This window comes from Citrobacter sp. CK199 (genome assembly GCF_030333285.1).
Lineage (GTDB): Bacteria > Pseudomonadota > Gammaproteobacteria > Enterobacterales > Enterobacteriaceae > Citrobacter_B > Citrobacter_B koseri.
In genome coordinates this window covers 267426-283966 of the sequence record NZ_JAOWGF010000021.1, presented here as the reverse complement: position 1 = coordinate 283966, position 16541 = coordinate 267426, and the positions used below count along the sequence as shown (strand labels likewise).

Below are 16541 nucleotides of genomic sequence, written 5' to 3'. Positions count from 1 at the left end.
GGCTGGCGAAGATTTCGCCAGTCCCGTCTAACCTTTGTAGTACCCCTACAGTAAGGAGACGGTCATGACCAATAATCCCCCTTCAACGCGTATTCAGCCCGGCGAGTATGGTTTTCCTCTGAAATTAAAAGCCCGCTACGACAACTTTATCGGCGGAGACTGGGTCGCACCGGTAGACGGCGAGTATTACCAGAATCTGACGCCGGTGACCGGGCAACTGCTGTGTGAAGTCGCCTCTTCCGGCAAAAAAGATATCGATCTGGCGCTGGATGCCGCGCATAACGTGAAAGAACAGTGGGCGCATACGTCCGTGCAGGATCGCGCCGCGATTCTGTTTAAGATTGCCGATCGCATGGAGCAAAACCTGGAACTGCTGGCAACGGCGGAAACCTGGGATAACGGCAAACCCATCCGTGAAACCAGCGCCGCCGACGTGCCGCTGGCGATCGACCATTTCCGCTATTTTGCGTCCTGTATCCGCGCACAAGAGGGCGGTATCAGCGAAGTTGACAGCGAAACGGTGGCCTATCACTTCCATGAACCTCTGGGCGTGGTGGGGCAGATCATCCCGTGGAACTTCCCGCTGCTGATGGCGAGCTGGAAAATGGCCCCGGCGCTGGCGGCGGGGAACTGCGTGGTGCTCAAACCTGCGCGTCTGACGCCGCTTTCGGTTCTGTTGCTGATGGAAATCGTTGGCGATCTGCTCCCGCCGGGCGTGGTCAACGTCGTGAATGGCGCGGGTGGAGAGATCGGCGAATATCTGGCGACGTCGAAGCGGATCGCGAAGGTGGCGTTTACCGGTTCGACGGAAGTCGGGCAACAGATCATGCAGTACGCGACACAAAACATTATCCCGGTAACGCTGGAGCTGGGCGGTAAGTCCCCCAATATCTTCTTTGCCGATGTGATGGATGAAGAGGATGCGTTTTTCGACAAGGCGCTGGAGGGCTTTGCGCTGTTTGCCTTTAACCAGGGTGAAGTTTGTACCTGCCCGAGCCGCGCGCTGGTACAGGAGTCTATTTATGAGCGCTTTATGGAGCGGGCCATTCGTCGCGTCGAAAGCATTCGCAGCGGTAACCCGCTCGACAGCGTTACGCAGATGGGCGCGCAGGTCTCCCAGGGTCAACTGGAAACCATCCTCAACTACATTGATATCGGTAAGAAAGAAGGCGCGGATGTGTTAACCGGCGGGCGGCGCAAGCAGCTGGAAGGAGAGCTGAAAGAGGGCTATTACCTCGAACCGACCATCCTGTTTGGTAAGAACAATATGCGCGTCTTCCAGGAGGAGATTTTTGGCCCGGTGCTGGCGGTGACGACCTTCAGGACGATGGAGGAAGCACTGGAACTGGCTAACGACACCCAGTACGGGCTTGGCGCCGGGGTCTGGAGTCGTAACGGCAACCTGGCATACAAAATGGGGCGCGGTATTCAGGCGGGACGCGTATGGACCAACTGCTATCATGCTTACCCGGCGCATGCTGCGTTCGGCGGCTATAAGCAGTCGGGGATTGGCCGCGAAACCCACAAAATGATGCTGGAGCATTATCAGCAAACCAAATGTTTGCTGGTGAGCTATTCCGATAAACCGCTGGGACTGTTTTAAGCGCCGTATAACCACGTTGCCGGATGGCGGCTTCGCCTTATCCGGCCTACGGGAAATCGCACATGTAGGCCCGATAAGCATAGCGCCATCGGGCCTTATCCAGCCGACGGAGAACCGCATATGTAGGCCCGATAAGCGTAGCGCCATCGGGCAGATTTGCCGGAGAGAGTGAAGCCGCTGTTCGGTCGTTGGGAACCCGGCGCAGCATTATTAACTGTAATTTGAGATAAATATATAATATTTAATTGTCACATGCACCGGCCCTGTCTATTTAGCTTATACTGCTAATCGTTTGTCTTTAGTAATTACATATAATTTATACAAATATGTTTTTCAGCTATTAAACCTATACCCCATCAGAAAGGTGTGGGAAAAGAGTTGTGTCGGTTAACTATTGAAAATAAATTGCTTTTTTTTACACTTGAGGCTTACACAATAATCAAGGAGGAGGTGAACATGAGCAGGTATCTCTGGTTTAGCTCAACGTGAGTATCTAAAGTATGGAATATCAGTTACATGGATTTATGATTGGCAGGGAAATATTCCTTGATATTAACGAAGCTCGAATTTTCCGGCTGCCGGTTAATAAAATGGATAGCGTCATCTCTTTCTGTGGAGTGTTTTTTAATCGGACAATGCTCCATCTGTTTGTTTACCTTTTGGTCAATGCACGTTCTCAATATGTCTCAAAGGATGAATTACTCATCAACGTTTGGGAAAAAAATGAATTATGTGCTTCCACGCAGCGTTTATCTAAAGTCGTCAAAAATCTAAATAATAAATTAAGTCTGCTGGGGCTACCGAAGAATTCAATTGTCTGCGTGAAAGGAAGTGGATACATACTGGCACTGGATGATATTCAACCGCTTTATAGTGTGGTGGACAATGTAGATTATCAATACCGATATCGCTGAGGTCAGTAACCGTTTATTCCGTAGCGTGATGTCGCCTTCGGATTCTTACCCTGGACGTTTTACGCCCAGGGATTTTTTTATTGTCTTACTGCCCGTAATAGGCGTTCGCGCCGTGTTTACGCAGATAATGTTTGTCGAGCAATTCTGGCTGCATATCCGGTAGCTGTGGCGTGAGCTGGCGCGAAAACAGCCCCATATAGGCGCACTCCTCAAGCACCACGGCGTTATGCACGGCGTCAGCGGCGTCTTTCCCCCAGGCGAATGGCCCGTGTGAGTGGACTAATACCGCCGGGATTTGCATTGGGTTCAGACCGCGTTCTTCAAAGGTTTTGATGATTACCTCGCCCGTCTGGTATTCGTATTCCCCTTTAATTTCCTCCACGGTCATCAGCCGGGTACAGGGGATTGCGCCATAGAAATAGTCGGCATGCGTGGTGCCCCAGGCGGGCAGGTCAAGACCCGCCTGTGACCAGATCGTTGCATGGCGGGAATGGGTATGCACAATTCCGCCGATCTGCGGATAACGACGATAGAGCGCCAGATGCGTCGGCGTATCGGATGAGGGCTTTTTGCTGCCTTCAACGACCTTGCCGCTGGCGATCTCCACCACCACCATATCGTCGGCGGTCATGACGTCATATTCAACGCCGGAAGGTTTAATGACCATCAGTTTTCGCGTTTCATCGACGGCGCTGACGTTACCCCAGGTGAATGTCACCAGATGGTGTGCCGGAAGCGCCAGATTGGCTGCCAGCACCTCGGCTTTTAACTGCTCTAACATGTGAATCCTCCTTCCTGCATACGCGCTTCTATCCAGCGCCGCGCCTGGATAATTTCCAGCACCGGCTCTTTGGCCTTTTCCGTCCACATCTCAATCAAAAACGCGCCACGGTAGTTCAGCTCATGCAGCGTTTTGAAGATGCCCACAAAATCCACGCACCCTTCGCCGAACGGCACGTCGCGGAACTGACCGGGGCTGTTCTCGGTCACCGGCTGCGTGTCTTTCAGGTGGATGGCGGCGATGCGGTCAATACCGAGCTTCAGCTCAGCGGCGACGTCGTTGCCCCAGGCGCTGAGATTGCCGACATCCGGGTAAACGCTAAACCACGGCGAGGCGAGCAGCGCGTCCCATTTTTTCCATTTGCTGATGGAGTTCATAAAGGCGGTGTCCATGATCTCCACCGCCAGCATCACCTGCGCCGCTGCGGCTTGCTCCACCGCCCACGCCAGCCCTTCGGCAAAGCGTTGTTGCGTACCTTCGTCATGTTCTTCGTAATAGACGTCATAACCCGCCAGTTGAATGGTGCGGATACCCAGATCGCGCGCCAGGTGAATCGCTTTGGCCATGATGTCGCGCGCCCGCTGGCGTACGGCTTCATCGCGACTGCCGAAGGGAAAGCGACGATGCGCGGACAGGCACATTGACGGGATGGCCACGCCGGTTTCCAGCATGGCGGTCACCAGCGACGCCCGCTGCGTGGGGCTCCAGTCCAGGCGCGACAGGCGTTCGTCGGTCTCATCCACCGACATTTCGACAAAGTCAAAGCCGCAGCTTTTCGCCAGCACCAGGCGCTCCGGCCAACTGAGGTCTTTTGCCAGCGCTTTTTCATAGATACCTAACGGATGATTACGCATGCTGCTCTCCCCAGATGGCGTTAATTTGCGCGTGGAACCCGGCAGCAACCTGTGCCGGATGCGCCGCCCCTGCCAGCGCGCGTCCGGCGATAAATGCTTTGACGCGAATATCTTTAAACAACGGCAGATCGGCAGGCGTAATGCCGCCGGTAATCGACAGCTCCAGGCCAATATCAGAAAGCGCCTTCATCCGTGCCAGATCCGCGTCTCCCCACTGCTGTCCGCTGGCCTGCGCGTCGCGCCCACGGTGGTAAATCGCCTGACGCACACCGGTGCGATACCACGCGCGGGCATCGTCCAGCGTCCAGTTGCCGAACAGCTCCATCTGAATTTCACCGCCGCAGGATTGCGCGACGGCATGGCCTTTCTCCACCGTGGCGAGCGGCGCCGCACAGATAATCGTCATCCAGTTGGCGCCTGCGGCAAAAGCCTGCTGCGCGAGCGTTTCGCCCGCATCGGCCACCTTCCAGTCGGCAACGATGATTTTATCCGGGCACTGGGCGCGCAGCGCTTTCACCGCGCCAAGCCCCTCGGTTAAACAGAGGATGGTGCCAGCCTCAACGATATCGACGTGGTCCTGTAACAGGGCGACATCGTGAAGCGCCGCCTGAAGGTTGGTGTGGTCGAGCGCCAGTTGCAGTAATGGTCGGCTCATAATGCGTGCTCCTTAATGCGGGCGTGGTAGCCCTGTAATGCCTGAATCAAATCCTGGTATTGGCGGTATTTGCGCTGATAAAGACGGTGCGCGGCCATGTCGGGCATCAGCGTGCGTACCGGGTGCCGTAAGGCGTGCTGAGCCTCGCTGAAACTGCGGTATACGCCGGTGCCGACGCGGGCGGCGAGCGCGGCGCCAAAGCAGCCGGTCTCTTCAACCTGCGGCAGTTCGATGCGCAGGCCGCTGACATCCGCCAGCATCTGCATCCAGACGTCGGAGTGCGCCGGGCCGCCGGTTACGCGCAGGGTGTGCGCCTCAGTAAAGCGTTCGCGCATACGGTTGAGATGGGTCATGTGGCTGAACACCACCCCTTCGTAAATGGCCTGTAGCAGATGCGCGCGGGTATGCAGCGCCTGCATGCCGTAAAAGCCGCAGGTCATCTCCAGCCCGGCATTGCTGCCGTACAGAAACGGCAGAAAAAAGAGTTCGCCGCTCGCTTTCGGCAGACTGGCGACGGCCTGGTTGATCTCGTCAAAAGAGAGTTCGCCCCATTGGGCGGTAAACCATTCAAGATTGCCGGATGAGGTAGGGCTGGCTTCGTGAACGATGTACTGCCCGTCGTTGACGTAGCGGCCATAGACATAAGGGTGCGCTTCGTGGTCGCGCAACCCCTCAGTGATCCCGCTGGTCACCGCCCAGGTGCCCATCACCGCGTTGAGGGTGAATTCATCTTCAATACCGGCGCAGAGCGCGGTGGAAACCACGTCAAACAGACCGCCGACGACGGGCGTGCCCGCCTTCAGACCGGTGATGGCGGCTGCCTGAGCGGTGATCTCCCCGCATATTTCGGCTGACCCCATAATGGGGGGCAGCGCATCGTCGATTTCACTGATGCCCAACCATTGGGTCAGGCGCGGGTCATACTGCCCGCTGCTCATGTTGTAGAGGTTGGACTCAGAAATGTTGCTCTCTTCACACCCTTTTATGCCGGTTAAGCGCCAGCGCAGATAGTCATGCCCCATCATCACGCAGCCAATTTGTGCGTAACGTTGAGGGTCGTTCTCTTTAATCCAGCGCAGCAGAGAGGCGGGATGCCCGGTCCATAGCGTCTGACGGGTAACGGGGTAAAGCTGTTCAGGAATGCCGTCCTGCTGCCAGCGCTGGACAATCTTCAGCGCCCGGCGGTCGGAAGAGAGAATGGCGCTGCCCAGCGGCTGATCCTGCCTGTCGAGCAGAAACAGTCCTTTACCCTGAGCGGAGATACCGACGCCTTTAATTTGCTCGCCGGAGATGCCTGTACGCTGCAAAAGCCCGGCAATGGTGGCTGCACACTGTTGCCAGAGCTGGTGCATGTCGCGTTCGGCGTAACCCGGCAGTGGCGTTGCCGTCTGTAACGACTGCCGGTTGATCCCATGCTCATGACCTTTGGCGTCATACAAACCGGCTTTCAGATAAGTACCGCCACAATCGATGCCCAGCCAGAAGGCCTCTTTCTCTCTCATCTTTCATGTCTCATTTTTGCCGGATGGCGCCACGCTTATCCGGCCTACGGGTTTTGTAGGCCCGGTAAGCGCTGCGCCCCGGGCATGGTGTTACGCGGCGTGTTTACGCGGGCTCATTGTCTTTGCTGGTGTCGAACCCGCATCGCATTTCGCGGGCAGCAACAGCGCTAGCAGTGCGGCCAGCGCCAGGGAGATTGCCAGGCAATAGACGCCCGCATCTTTGCTGTACAACGTGATCAGTACGCCAACCGCGTAGGGGCCGCAGAAGCCGCCGAGGTTGCCAAGCGCGTTGATAACGCCGCGTGCGCCGCCCGCCATCTCGGCGCTGAACAGACGTGCCGGGATCGTCCAGAAAACGCCCGCCGCCGATTGCAGGAAGAAGCCGCAGCCGACCAGCGCGGCATAGGCCAGCCAGATTTGGTTTTTCAGCGCCACCGACAGGAACATGCACAGGGCGAAGCCAATCAGCGGCAGGCAGACAAACAGTTTGCGTTTACCCGTGCGGTCGGAAAGGAAAGAGAACAGGAACATCCCGGCGATCGCGCCGACGTATGGCAAAATGGCGAGCATACCGACTTGCCCCATGCTGCTGTGGGTCAGCTCTTTGAGAATGGTTGGCAGCCAGAGGGTGTAACCGTAAATCCCGGTCTGATAGAAGAAGTTCAGGGCGATAAGTTGCCACATGGTTTTGTCGGAAAGGACCGCGCTGAGAGAGGCGTTTTTGACTTCGCTTCCGGCAATGGCTTTCTGTTCTGCGGCGAGGGTTTCCACCAGATAGTTTTTTTCCGCCCCGGAGATCCAGCGGGCTTCCTGCGGCCGGTCATAAATGGTGTACGCCCACAGCACCAGCACGACGAGAGAGAGCAGACCTTCAATAATGAACAGCCAGCGCCAGTCGAGTACGGTGATGATCCAGCCGGAGAGCGGGGCGGTGATAATCCCGGCAATCGGCACAAACATAATCACAATGGCGTTCGCACGACCGCGTTCAGCATCCGGGAACCAGTTGCTGATCATCGTCAGTACGACGGGCAGCATGCCGCCTTCCGCCACACCCAGTAAGAAACGCAGGGCAAGCAATTGATACTGGTTGGTGATTAAGCCTGTGAGGACGGAAATAACCGCCCAGGCAACCAGCGACCAGCCGATAAATTTCTTGCCGCTGCCGTGAACGGCGATTTTGCCGCCGGGAACCTGTAAGAACAGATAGCCGATGAAGAAAATCCCGCCAGCCAGACCGGCCATAGTGGCGGAAATACCTAATTCGGCATCCATTCCGCCAGGCATCGCGAAAGCAATATTCACGCGGTCCATATAAGAAATAATACAGGTAATCAGAATGGGCGGAATAATTCGCAGCCAACGCTGACGAGGTATATCTTTTTCTGTAGGGCGAGAGGTCATATTCATCTTCGTATTCTCGTAAAGTAAGTATTCTGGCGATGAAAAGTAAATTATTTAATGCCTGATGACGTTTTGCTTATCAGACCTACGCCGCCATCCGGCAACGTCTTATTATTTGGCGTTATTTAATGCCGTAATGCCGTCGCGTAATATCGCTACGCGGTGACTGACGTCGGCATTAGCGTTAATTTCCAGTAACTTAATACCCATGAATTGCAGAACGTCTGTTCCTGCGCAGGTCAGTAATTCATGGGCATGTTCCTGCGTCATCATGCTGTCAGGGCAGAAAGGCGCGAAAGGCGCATGTAAATCCTGCCATTCGCCGTATTCACCGCTTTGCGTTGTACCGGAGAACATCAGCGCGCCGAGTTTACCGGCCTGTTTTACCTGCTGTGTATGGGTCAGTGGCAGGGTGGTGTTGCGTCCTTCAATGGCGGAACGCGCCCAGTTAATGCAAACGCTGATGTCGTAGTCGGCAATCACCTCCAGCACGTTGTCCAGAGGCAGGAATCCTTTGCGCGGCGCGGCGCTGGTCATCGCGTCGCAGTGTTCCAGCACCAGGTCGCACGGCCAGTCCCAGCCAGCGATCTCTTTCACTGAACGGGCAAATGCGTCCGTTGCCTGCGCGACGTTTGGGTTATCGGCCAGCGGTGCGGCGTGCAGCTCAAGCGCGATCACTTTCCCGGCGCTTGCCGCGTTGATTGTCGTGATCTTCTGGTAAAGGTGGCGATAGTACGCCACACAGGCCTGACGCTGATCTTCATTGCTGGAGGCCAGCCCAAAGCCGCGGTTTTCACCGCGACGGCGCATGGTCTCCATAATCGCCGTCACGACGATTTGCCAGTTGCCTGGCGTATGGCGCAATAACCACGCGTCGCCGAGTGGGTGAAGATGTTCAAGGCAGGGTTGCTCCAGCCCACGAATATCAGGAGTATCGGAGAGTTGCCGCCAGAATTCCTTCTCTTCCTCTTCACTCTTTTGGTGAAATGAGGGTGCACAGGGATACGCACCGATAATATAACCGGTATTGTTCGTTTTCATGTTGTGCTCCAAAGATAACGTTTTATAAAGCGGATATTGCCACTTTAACGACGATTTTCCGTATGGGTGTCGCGACCGTTTTATTGCAGCCAGGGCGATGAACATCCTGCGGGAAAAAAATAGCGTAGCTTCCCGGAACCATTTCAAAGAAAGATTCATGTTCACTGTCGTGATAGAAAATAATATCGCGCTGTTCTAATAACGATTCGCTGATTTGGTTATTACCGGTGTCGATGGCAACCCCTATTTTTTCTTCACCCCAGGCGAGAAACTGAATATCCAGATAACGGCGATGAACTTCTGGACGGTTTTCAGCCGCAGTGCGGGTGGTTAAATCAATTATCTGGGCAAAAATATTTTTGCCGTCGATTTCCACCACCCCAGGGTCCAGCGTGCGAAAGTCGGTGGTACGTAAGAAATCGAGCGCCTTTTCAATCGCGTCTGGCAGACGACACGGATTGGGCTGTGCGATATGTCCAAATATCATGCTATGCCTCCTTACAGCGCCTGGATTTTGGCCCATACGCTGTCATCGACGGTGATGCCGTTGCGGCGATTCTCATCCCGCAGCCGGGTAAATTCGTGGCCTGGCAGACGGATTGCCACGTTCTCATCGGCGCGCTCGGCGGTGGTGACGAAATCCATAATGCGCTGGAGTTTGGCATCGCGCGTGGCGCCATCAATCAGCTTATCGACCTCAATAGCGATGAAGATCTGCGAAACGCCGTATTCGTCGCTGTTTTCCTGGGTAACTTCGGCAACGGAAGCGCCGTCGGAAAGCAGGGTGGCGATCATATCCAGCACAATCGACAGACCTGACCCTTTCCAGTAGCCCATCGGCAAAATGCGGCGATTTTTTTCGATCACGCCAGGTTCTTTGGTCAAATTTCCTTCATCGTCGAACCCGCCGTCTACCGGCAGCTCACGTCCCGCCAGCCGGTTCACCTCTAACATGCCGTAGGAGAACATCGACATCGACATATCGATCATGGTGATTGGCGATGAAGGGATGGCGACGATCAGCGGGTTCGTGCCAATGCGGCACTCTTTTGACCCCCACGGCGGCATCACGGCGATAGAGTTGGTCCAGCAGATGCCGATGTAGCCTTTTTCCGCCGCCTGCCAGCCGTAGCTGCCGCCGCGCATCCAGTGGTTGGCATTGCGTAACGCCACCAGGCCGATGCCGTGGTCGGAAGCCAGTTCAATGGCGCGATCCATCATTTTTTTCGCCGTCAGATTGCCGATGGATCGCTGAGCATCCCACTGCTCGATGGCGCCAAGGCTGGTGATGCGCTGCGGTCTGGCATCAGGAATGATGTCGCCATTATCCAGTTGCTGAATGAAACGGGGAAAGCGATTCACGCCATGCGAATAGACGCCGGATTCTGTGGTACGGGCAAACATTTCTGCACAGGCGTCAGCCGTTTCCGCCGCAACGCCGCGCGCCAGCAGCACCCGATTGAACGCCTCTTTTAACTGCTCAAAAGTCACTTTCATTCCTGCTTCTCCCGTTTATTTTTGACCGCTTTTTTATCTTTAAATTTCACTATGCGAAATCTGATTTCAAATATAGCGATCAAATTTTGACAGATCAACGGGGTGGTCTATTTTTTAAAATCATCAAAATCAAATAGTTGTGTTTTTTCGGTTCAGATCGTGAACTGAAACACACTTTGCGCTACCATCAGAGCGCGACGAAAAGGGGAGCGGAAGCGATGGGCATAAAAGAGAGCGAAATGACGCAAGAAAAAGAGAGGCCAGCCGGTAGTCAGAGCCTGTTCCGTGGTTTGATGCTGATTGAGATCCTCAGTAACTACCCGAACGGATGCCCGCTGGCGCACTTGTCTGAACTGGCCGGGCTGAACAAAAGTACCGTGCATCGACTGCTACAGGGATTGCAGTCCTGCGGGTATGTCACCCCCGCGCCTGCCGCCGGAAGCTATCGTCTGACCACTAAATTTATCGCTGTCGGGCAGAAAGCCCTGTCATCGCTGAATATCATTCATGTGGCTGCACCGCATCTTGAGACGCTGAATATCGCCACTGGCGAGACCGTCAACTTCTCCAGCCGTGAAGACGATCATGCCATCCTGATCTATAAGCTGGAGCCGACCACCGGCATGCTGCGCACCCGCGCCTATATCGGTCAGCATATGCCGCTGTATTGCTCTGCGATGGGGAAGATTTACATGGCGTTCGGCCATCCTGACTATGTGGAAACCTATTGGGAAAGCCACAGGGATCAGATCCAGCCGTTGACCCGTAACACCATTACCGGGTTGCCGGCGATGTATGACGAGCTGGCGCAAATTCGTGAAAGCGGTATGGCGATGGATCGCGAAGAGAATGAGCTGGGCGTTTCCTGCATTGCCGTGCCGGTGTTTGATATTCACCATCGGGTGCCATACGCCATCTCTATTTCGCTTTCGACGTCCCGGCTTAAGCAAATTGGCGAGAAAAATCTGCTCAAACCCCTGCGTGACACCGCGCAGGCGATCTCGAATGAGTTGGGTTTTACCGTGCGCGATTAAGGCAGGCGCCCGGAAGATGATGGGCATCTGACAAAATTTAATCGTTTCCCTCGTCGGATCAAAGCAGCGATCGCGCCCTCTCTGGCACTCTGGGGTTTTACGCAGGTGGAGAGGGCAATGAACCGATTTATCATGGCGGATGCGGCGAAATGTATCGGCTGTCGTACCTGTGAGGTTGCCTGCGTAGTGGCGCATCAGGAGAACCAGGACTGTGCGGCGGTGTCGTCCGGGGAATTTGTCTCCCGCATCCGGGTCATTAAAGACGATGCGTTTACCACGGCGGCGGCATGTCGTCAGTGTGAAGATGCCCCCTGCGCGAACGTGTGCCCAACGCAGGCTATTCGTCGCGATCATGGGCACATCTTCGTGGAGCAAGCGCGCTGTATCGGGTGTAAAAGCTGTATGCTGGTGTGCCCGTTCGGCGCGATGAACGTTGTGTCGCGAACCTCACGCGTACAGGCGATTAAATGCGATCTCTGCTGGCACCGTGAAACGGGTCCGGCATGCGTGGAGGCCTGCCCGACTGACGCGTTGCAGTGCCTTGATGTGGAAAACGTGCAGCGACAACGACTGCACGCGCAACCCGTCTGAGTGTCACCCCGGTCAGGCGATGACCGGGGAGGCTGTCAGCCTTCACGCCAGGCGCGCTCAACCTCTTCAGCAAGAATTTTCACCCCTGCCTCAATTTTTTGCGGATCGGGAACGTAGTTCATCCGCATGCACTGGTGCGTATGCGGCCAGGGTTTGTCCAGCCCCGGGAAGAAGTAGTCGCCGGGAACCATCAATACGCCGCGCGCTTTCAGACGCTGGTACAGCAATTCAGTTGAAATCGGCAAATCTTTGAACCACAGCCAGAGGAAAATAGCGCCTTCCGGCTTATGGATCAGGCAGCGATTTTCCGGTAAATACCGGCGAATGGTCGCGATTGTCTCCAGTACGCGCTGGTAGTAGAACGGTTTTATTACCGTTTCCGACAGGCGCAGCAGGTCGTTACGCTTAATCATTTCGCACATCATTGCCGGGCCAATACCGCCAGGCGACAGGCTGATAATGCCGTTCATATTGGTGATGGCGGTGATGATTTTTTCATTGGCGATAATGATGCCGCAGCGGGTGCCGGGCAGCCCCAGTTTGGAGAGGCTCATGCACAGGATGATATTCGGATTCCACAGCGGGCGTGCTTCGCTGAAAATAATGCCCGGGAAGGGAACGCCGTAGGCGTTATCGATCACCAGCGGGATGCCGTGCTGATTGGCAAGGGTATCCAGCTTCATCAGCTCTTCGTCGGTGATCACATTGCCTGTTGGGTTAGTCGGGCGCGACACGCAGATCATGCCGGTCTCTTCCCCGATGCGCAGATGTTCAAAATCAACGTGGTATTTGAACTGACCTTCCGGCAATAGCTCGATATTCGGGCGAGCGGAAACGAAAAGATCCTCTTCCAGCCCGGAATCGGCATAACCAATGTATTCCGGCGCCAGCGGGAACAGCACTTTTTTAGTCGTCCCGTCGGCGCGGCGTCCGGCGAAGAGATTAAACAAGTAGAAAAACGCGCTCTGACTGCCGTTTGTTAGTGCAATATTCTGTGGTTCGATATCCCAACCCAGATTCTCACGCAGCAGCGACGCGAGCGCTGTCAGTAGCTCCGTTTTTCCCTGCGGACCGTCATAATTACAAAGCGCATCAGTGGCTTTGCCGTTTTCCAGCATTTCGCCCAGTAGCGAATGGAAGTAATTCTGCATTTCCGGGATTTGCGCTGGATTACCCCCGCCGAGCATGATTGCGCCGGGCGTGCGTAAGCCGTCATTGAGGTCTTCCATCAGGCGGGTAATGCCTGAATGGCGGGTAAATTTGTCGCCAAAAAGTGAGAATGTCATAGCAGGTGGTCTGTCGAACTCATTATCAAAGTGGCTAACCATAGCGCTACCTATGGCAGGGTGCAAATCAGGCGTTAACGCCGTGGGTGATGCTTTATGCTGAAGATTTTTATCTGGCTGGTGTTTTGTTTTGATGAGACGTCCGGCGGATGGGCACGCCGGACGTCAGGCAGGATTAAGGGCGACCCGCCCAGACGACCATGACCTTATCGCCGTCGTGTTCGCGCACAAAACCGTATCCCTGCTTCAGCGAGAGCGTGGTTTGCTTACCGGCGCCGATGGCGGGGTGTCTGGCGCGGAACTGGCTGATTCGCTGCCAGTGGGCGACGGTGGCGGCGGATTTACCGTTGATATCCTGCCAGTTCATGTCAGAACGGGTGCCTTGCAGCGGATCGGAACCCGTCGGGCCAAAGGGGCGTGCGGATTCGTCGCCATAAAAGATCTGTACGGCGCCGGGCGCCAGCAGCAGAAGCTCTGCGGCCTTATCGCCGCCTTCCCGAAAGAGGCGCGTGTCGTGCGAGGAGAGATAACTCAGCACGTTGAAATCCTGTAATTTCTCTGCCATTTGCTGCCAGGTGGCGTCCATATCCGCCAGACAATCGACCGCTTTTGCCGCCTGCTCCTGGTAATCAAAGTTGATCATCGCATCAAAGCCGTGGCGGTAATAATCACTCTGCATGACACCGTGGCCCCAGGCTTCACCGGTCATCCAGAAAGGCGCGTCGTCCTGCGTCTTTTCCGGGTTGGCCTGTTTCCACTCGGTCAACGCCGCGCTGGCCTGGGTTTTCAACTGCTGCCAGGCAGGAAGTTCGACGTGTTTGGCGGTATCTACGCGGAACCCGTCGATGCCGTAATCACGCACCCACTGACTGAGCCAGTGGGTCAGATAATCCCGCGGCGTGTAGCCCTCAATGGCTTTTGCGTGGGTATCCGGTTTGTTTTTATAGAACACCGGCAGGCCGGAAGGGGTTGTGGATTCCGTTTTAATATCGGGCAGGAAGGCCAGCGACATGGTCAAATCGTCAAAGCCTGGATTGTCATAATCGCCAATATCCGTGCGAATCCATTCTTTCCCCCACCATGCTTCCCATGCCGCTTTGTCGCTGAAGTTGATGTAGTCATTAAAGCTGTGCCAGCTTTGCCCGGCGGCGGGCTTCCAGTCAGTCCAGCGTTCGCCCAGCGTCTTTTTCAGCTCATCGCCTTGCAGATACAGCGCGCCAAACCGGAATGTCTGCATGTCCGCCAGCGTGGCGTAGCCCGTGTGGTTCATCACCACATCAAACAGAATACGGATGCCGCGCTGGTGTGCGCCATCGACTAACGCGCGAAGGTCGTCCTCGCTGCCCATATTGGCGTCCAGCGTGGTCCAGTCCTGGGTGTAATAGCCGTGGTAGGCATAATGCGGGAAGTCCCCTTTCGTACCGCCGCCGACCCAGCCGTGGATTTGCTCGAACGGCGCGCTGATCCACAGGGCATTCACCCCCAGGTGTTGCAGATAGTCCAGCTTGTCTGCCAGCCCGCGTAAATCGCCGCCATGAAAGGTGCCAATCTCCTCCATGCCGTCTTTGTGGCGGCCATAGCTTTGGTCATTCGTCGGATCGCCGTTCTGGAAACGGTCTGTCAGCACAAAGTAGACCGTCGCGTTATGCCAGTTGAATGCGGCGGGCGTGTCGGTTTCCGCGCGTTCAAGCAACAAAAGCCCGTTGCTGGTCGCGCCGGGTTGCAGCGTAATCTGACCGTTCTTAACGGTAGCGGTTTGCTGGCTGTAGTAATCGCGCACGACAGCGCCTTCCGGGAAGGTGTGACTCACCTCCAGGGTCAGCGGCGAGCCGTTCCACGTCGGGCACTGGCGCACCGTGCTGGCGACGGGATCGGCGGTGCTTTTTATCGACAGCGTTAGCGTTGGCGTACCGGAGCGGGTATCAATCTCCAGCGAGTAGTCGCCGTCTTTAAACAGTCGCCACTGTGGCGGCGTGCCTTCACACGGTTTGAGCGACAGCATCTGATTGAGTTTTATGGCATCAGCAGGTTGCCAGCACTGTTGGTCAATATGCAGCGACAAAGGGCGCGTACCTTTCGTCAACGCGGCATGGCTGACAAACTTACCCGTACCTTCCGCCGTAAAGGGCGGGAATCCCTGAGATGTCCATGATGAGGCGAATACGATGCCGGGCATGAGCGCCAGCGCAAAAGCGGTAAGTTTCATTACGCTTTCCTTATTGCTGCGATTTTAGCCAGTATGCCGTTGAAAGATAGCGGATAACTCATCCCTCTGGCGTATTCCGCCAGGCTGAGGCGCGAGGGTGAGCGATCGTGCGCAGAAAATAGCCATGTTTTGCGATAACCACCACATTTTCTTCGTATTAATAGCGTTCTTCGCCATTATTGCGTGACAGGGTTTCGGAATTGGACTATTCCTTGGGGTGCTCTTGACGGTTATTTTTGATATGATTTGAGATTCATCTCTCATTTTTTTGAAAAATATAAGGCGTTGGAATGTATAAATCCGACCAGGAGACCTAATGATATTGACGCCCATACGACGATATGGGGCAATGATTCTTATGTTACTCACCGTAGTATTTTCGGGTGAGGTGCTGGCGAAGGCGCACACGACAACAACGAGTCAAAAGTCCCACGTAACCAAGACAGGTCATAAACAGGTAAGCAGTAAACAAGAGTATTCTCGCAATAGTGCAAAGAGTAGTTCACTTCCTGATTTGCGAAAATACCCTTCTGGAACACCAAGGAAAAAAGCGTTTCTCCGGACGGTTATGCCTTTTATCACCAGTCAAAATGCTGCGATTACTGCGGATCGTAACTGGCTGATTTCAAAACAATATCAGAACCGCTGGTCGCCTTCTGAGCGTACGCGTATGAAAGATATCGCTGCGCGCTACAAGGTAAAGTGGTCTGGCAACACGCGTAACATTCCGTGGAATACCTTGCTGGAACGCGTAGACATCATCCCGACCAGTATGGTGGCGACGATGGCGGCGGCGGAAAGCGGCTGGGGAACCTCTAAACTGGCGCGCAACAACAATAACCTGTTCGGCATGAAATGCGGAAAAGGGCGTTGTACCAATGCGCCGGGTAAAGTGAAAGGTTACTCGCAGTTCGGCTCGGTTAAAGAGTCGGTTAACGCGTACGTGATTAACCTGAACACGCATCCTGCTTACTCGTCTTTCCGTAAGTCTCGCGCCCAGTTGCGTAAGGCGGATCAGGAAGTTACCGCAAGCGCGATGATTCATAAGCTGAAGGGTTATTCGACGAAAGGGCAGAGCTACAACAACTATCTGTTCGCGATGTATCAGGATAACCAGCGTTTAATCGCCGCGCATATGTAATGACCCGATTTTGTAGGCCGGATAAGGCGCTT

15 protein-coding genes are annotated in these 16541 nt (G+C 55.1%); 5 read left to right on the top strand and 10 right to left on the bottom strand.

Annotated elements, in window-relative coordinates:
• The first annotated feature begins 64 nt into the window (after nt 1-64).
• Together aldB and OGX75_RS02610 are read left to right on the top strand one after the other, a co-directional pair.
• A complete protein-coding gene (aldB, locus tag OGX75_RS02615) occupies nt 65-1603 on the top strand; it encodes an aldehyde dehydrogenase AldB (protein ID WP_047460312.1) in 1539 nt (512 codons plus the stop codon).
• 500 nt (nt 1604-2103) lie between these two features.
• Nucleotides 2104-2517, top strand: a complete 414-nt coding sequence (locus OGX75_RS02610) for a winged helix-turn-helix domain-containing protein (protein ID WP_012135723.1) — start codon at nt 2104-2106, stop codon at nt 2515-2517.
• A gap of 85 nt (nt 2518-2602) precedes the next feature.
• Here the strand turns inward: OGX75_RS02610 and araD are convergent, their stop codons facing one another.
• From araD to yiaK, 8 genes are all read right to left on the bottom strand, one after another.
• Nucleotides 2603-3298 (bottom strand): L-ribulose-5-phosphate 4-epimerase, encoded by a 696-nt coding sequence (gene araD / locus OGX75_RS02605; protein ID WP_012135722.1) that lies wholly within the window; start codon nt 3296-3298, stop codon nt 2603-2605.
• Nucleotides 3292-4152 carry an L-ribulose-5-phosphate 3-epimerase gene (locus OGX75_RS02600; RefSeq protein WP_286451008.1) on the bottom strand — a complete coding sequence of 287 codons (861 nt, stop codon included), beginning with the start codon at nt 4150-4152 and terminating at the stop codon, nt 3292-3294. The genes araD and OGX75_RS02600 overlap by 7 nt, the downstream gene beginning before the upstream one ends.
• Nucleotides 4145-4807, bottom strand: coding sequence for a 3-keto-L-gulonate-6-phosphate decarboxylase UlaD (ulaD, locus tag OGX75_RS02595; RefSeq protein ID WP_058668274.1), 663 nt, complete (start codon nt 4805-4807; stop codon nt 4145-4147). The genes OGX75_RS02600 and ulaD overlap by 8 nt, the downstream gene beginning before the upstream one ends.
• The gene (locus OGX75_RS02590) at nt 4804-6309 is read right to left on the bottom strand and encodes an FGGY-family carbohydrate kinase (protein ID WP_286451007.1); all 1506 of its coding nucleotides are present in this window, start codon (nt 6307-6309) and stop codon (nt 4804-4806) included. The genes ulaD and OGX75_RS02590 overlap by 4 nt, the downstream gene beginning before the upstream one ends.
• Before the next feature lie 90 nt (nt 6310-6399).
• Complete coding sequence (locus OGX75_RS02585) at nt 6400-7719, bottom strand: MFS transporter (protein ID WP_047460323.1); 1320 nt, start codon at nt 7717-7719, stop codon at nt 6400-6402.
• 105 nt (nt 7720-7824) lie between these two features.
• On the bottom strand, nt 7825-8754 hold the full coding sequence (locus OGX75_RS02580; RefSeq protein WP_071259229.1) for a DUF4862 family protein: 930 nt from the start codon (nt 8752-8754) through the stop codon (nt 7825-7827).
• A 22-nt stretch (nt 8755-8776) separates the two neighbouring features.
• On the bottom strand, nt 8777-9241 hold the full coding sequence (locus OGX75_RS02575; RefSeq protein ID WP_012135715.1) for a YhcH/YjgK/YiaL family protein: 465 nt from the start codon (nt 9239-9241) through the stop codon (nt 8777-8779).
• Between the two features lie 11 nt (nt 9242-9252).
• Nucleotides 9253-10251: a 3-dehydro-L-gulonate 2-dehydrogenase gene (gene yiaK, locus OGX75_RS02570; RefSeq protein WP_071259234.1), complete on the bottom strand. Its 999-nt coding sequence runs from the start codon at nt 10249-10251 to the stop codon at nt 9253-9255.
• Between the two features lie 218 nt (nt 10252-10469).
• Between yiaK and yiaJ the strand changes: the two genes are divergently transcribed.
• Together yiaJ and OGX75_RS02560 are read left to right on the top strand one after the other, a co-directional pair.
• A complete protein-coding gene (yiaJ, locus tag OGX75_RS02565) occupies nt 10470-11285 on the top strand; it encodes an IclR family transcriptional regulator YiaJ (protein ID WP_200075943.1) in 816 nt (271 codons plus the stop codon).
• A 117-nt stretch (nt 11286-11402) separates the two neighbouring features.
• Nucleotides 11403-11876, top strand: coding sequence for a 4Fe-4S dicluster domain-containing protein (locus tag OGX75_RS02560; protein ID WP_286451006.1), 474 nt, complete (start codon nt 11403-11405; stop codon nt 11874-11876).
• Between the two features lie 35 nt (nt 11877-11911).
• Here the strand turns inward: OGX75_RS02560 and avtA are convergent, their stop codons facing one another.
• Together avtA and malS are read right to left on the bottom strand one after the other, a co-directional pair.
• Nucleotides 11912-13162 (bottom strand): valine--pyruvate transaminase, encoded by a 1251-nt coding sequence (avtA, locus tag OGX75_RS02555; RefSeq protein WP_058668269.1) that lies wholly within the window; start codon nt 13160-13162, stop codon nt 11912-11914.
• Between the two features lie 175 nt (nt 13163-13337).
• Nucleotides 13338-15368: an alpha-amylase gene (gene malS, locus OGX75_RS02550; protein ID WP_286451005.1), complete on the bottom strand. Its 2031-nt coding sequence runs from the start codon at nt 15366-15368 to the stop codon at nt 13338-13340.
• A 316-nt stretch (nt 15369-15684) separates the two neighbouring features.
• On the opposite strand from malS, the gene OGX75_RS02545 reads away from it, so the two are divergent.
• The gene (locus OGX75_RS02545; protein WP_024131053.1) at nt 15685-16509 is read left to right on the top strand and encodes a protein bax; all 825 of its coding nucleotides are present in this window, start codon (nt 15685-15687) and stop codon (nt 16507-16509) included.
• Nucleotides 16510-16541 lie beyond the last annotated feature (32 nt).

Bases quoted from the DNA above. Each gene is read 5' to 3' on its own strand.
- OGX75_RS02545 (WP_024131053.1), top strand. From the start codon at position 15,685: ATGATATTGACGCCCATACGACGATATGGGGCAATGATTCTTATGTTA.
- malS (WP_286451005.1), bottom strand. From the start codon at position 15,368: ATGAAACTTACCGCTTTTGCGCTGGCGCTCATGCCCGGCATCGTATTC.
- ulaD (WP_058668274.1), bottom strand. From the start codon at position 4,807: ATGAGCCGACCATTACTGCAACTGGCGCTCGACCACACCAACCTTCAG.
- OGX75_RS02575 (WP_012135715.1), bottom strand. From the start codon at position 9,241: ATGATATTTGGACATATCGCACAGCCCAATCCGTGTCGTCTGCCAGAC.
- OGX75_RS02580 (WP_071259229.1), bottom strand. From the start codon at position 8,754: ATGAAAACGAACAATACCGGTTATATTATCGGTGCGTATCCCTGTGCA.
- OGX75_RS02590 (WP_286451007.1), bottom strand. From the start codon at position 6,309: ATGAGAGAGAAAGAGGCCTTCTGGCTGGGCATCGATTGTGGCGGTACT.
- yiaJ (WP_200075943.1), top strand. From the start codon at position 10,470: ATGGGCATAAAAGAGAGCGAAATGACGCAAGAAAAAGAGAGGCCAGCC.
- aldB (WP_047460312.1), top strand. From the start codon at position 65: ATGACCAATAATCCCCCTTCAACGCGTATTCAGCCCGGCGAGTATGGT.
- yiaK (WP_071259234.1), bottom strand. From the start codon at position 10,251: ATGAAAGTGACTTTTGAGCAGTTAAAAGAGGCGTTCAATCGGGTGCTG.
- araD (WP_012135722.1), bottom strand. From the start codon at position 3,298: ATGTTAGAGCAGTTAAAAGCCGAGGTGCTGGCAGCCAATCTGGCGCTT.
- OGX75_RS02585 (WP_047460323.1), bottom strand. From the start codon at position 7,719: ATGAATATGACCTCTCGCCCTACAGAAAAAGATATACCTCGTCAGCGT.
- OGX75_RS02600 (WP_286451008.1), bottom strand. From the start codon at position 4,152: ATGCGTAATCATCCGTTAGGTATCTATGAAAAAGCGCTGGCAAAAGAC.
- OGX75_RS02610 (WP_012135723.1), top strand. From the start codon at position 2,104: ATGGAATATCAGTTACATGGATTTATGATTGGCAGGGAAATATTCCTT.
- OGX75_RS02560 (WP_286451006.1), top strand. From the start codon at position 11,403: ATGAACCGATTTATCATGGCGGATGCGGCGAAATGTATCGGCTGTCGT.
- avtA (WP_058668269.1), bottom strand. From the start codon at position 13,162: ATGACATTCTCACTTTTTGGCGACAAATTTACCCGCCATTCAGGCATT.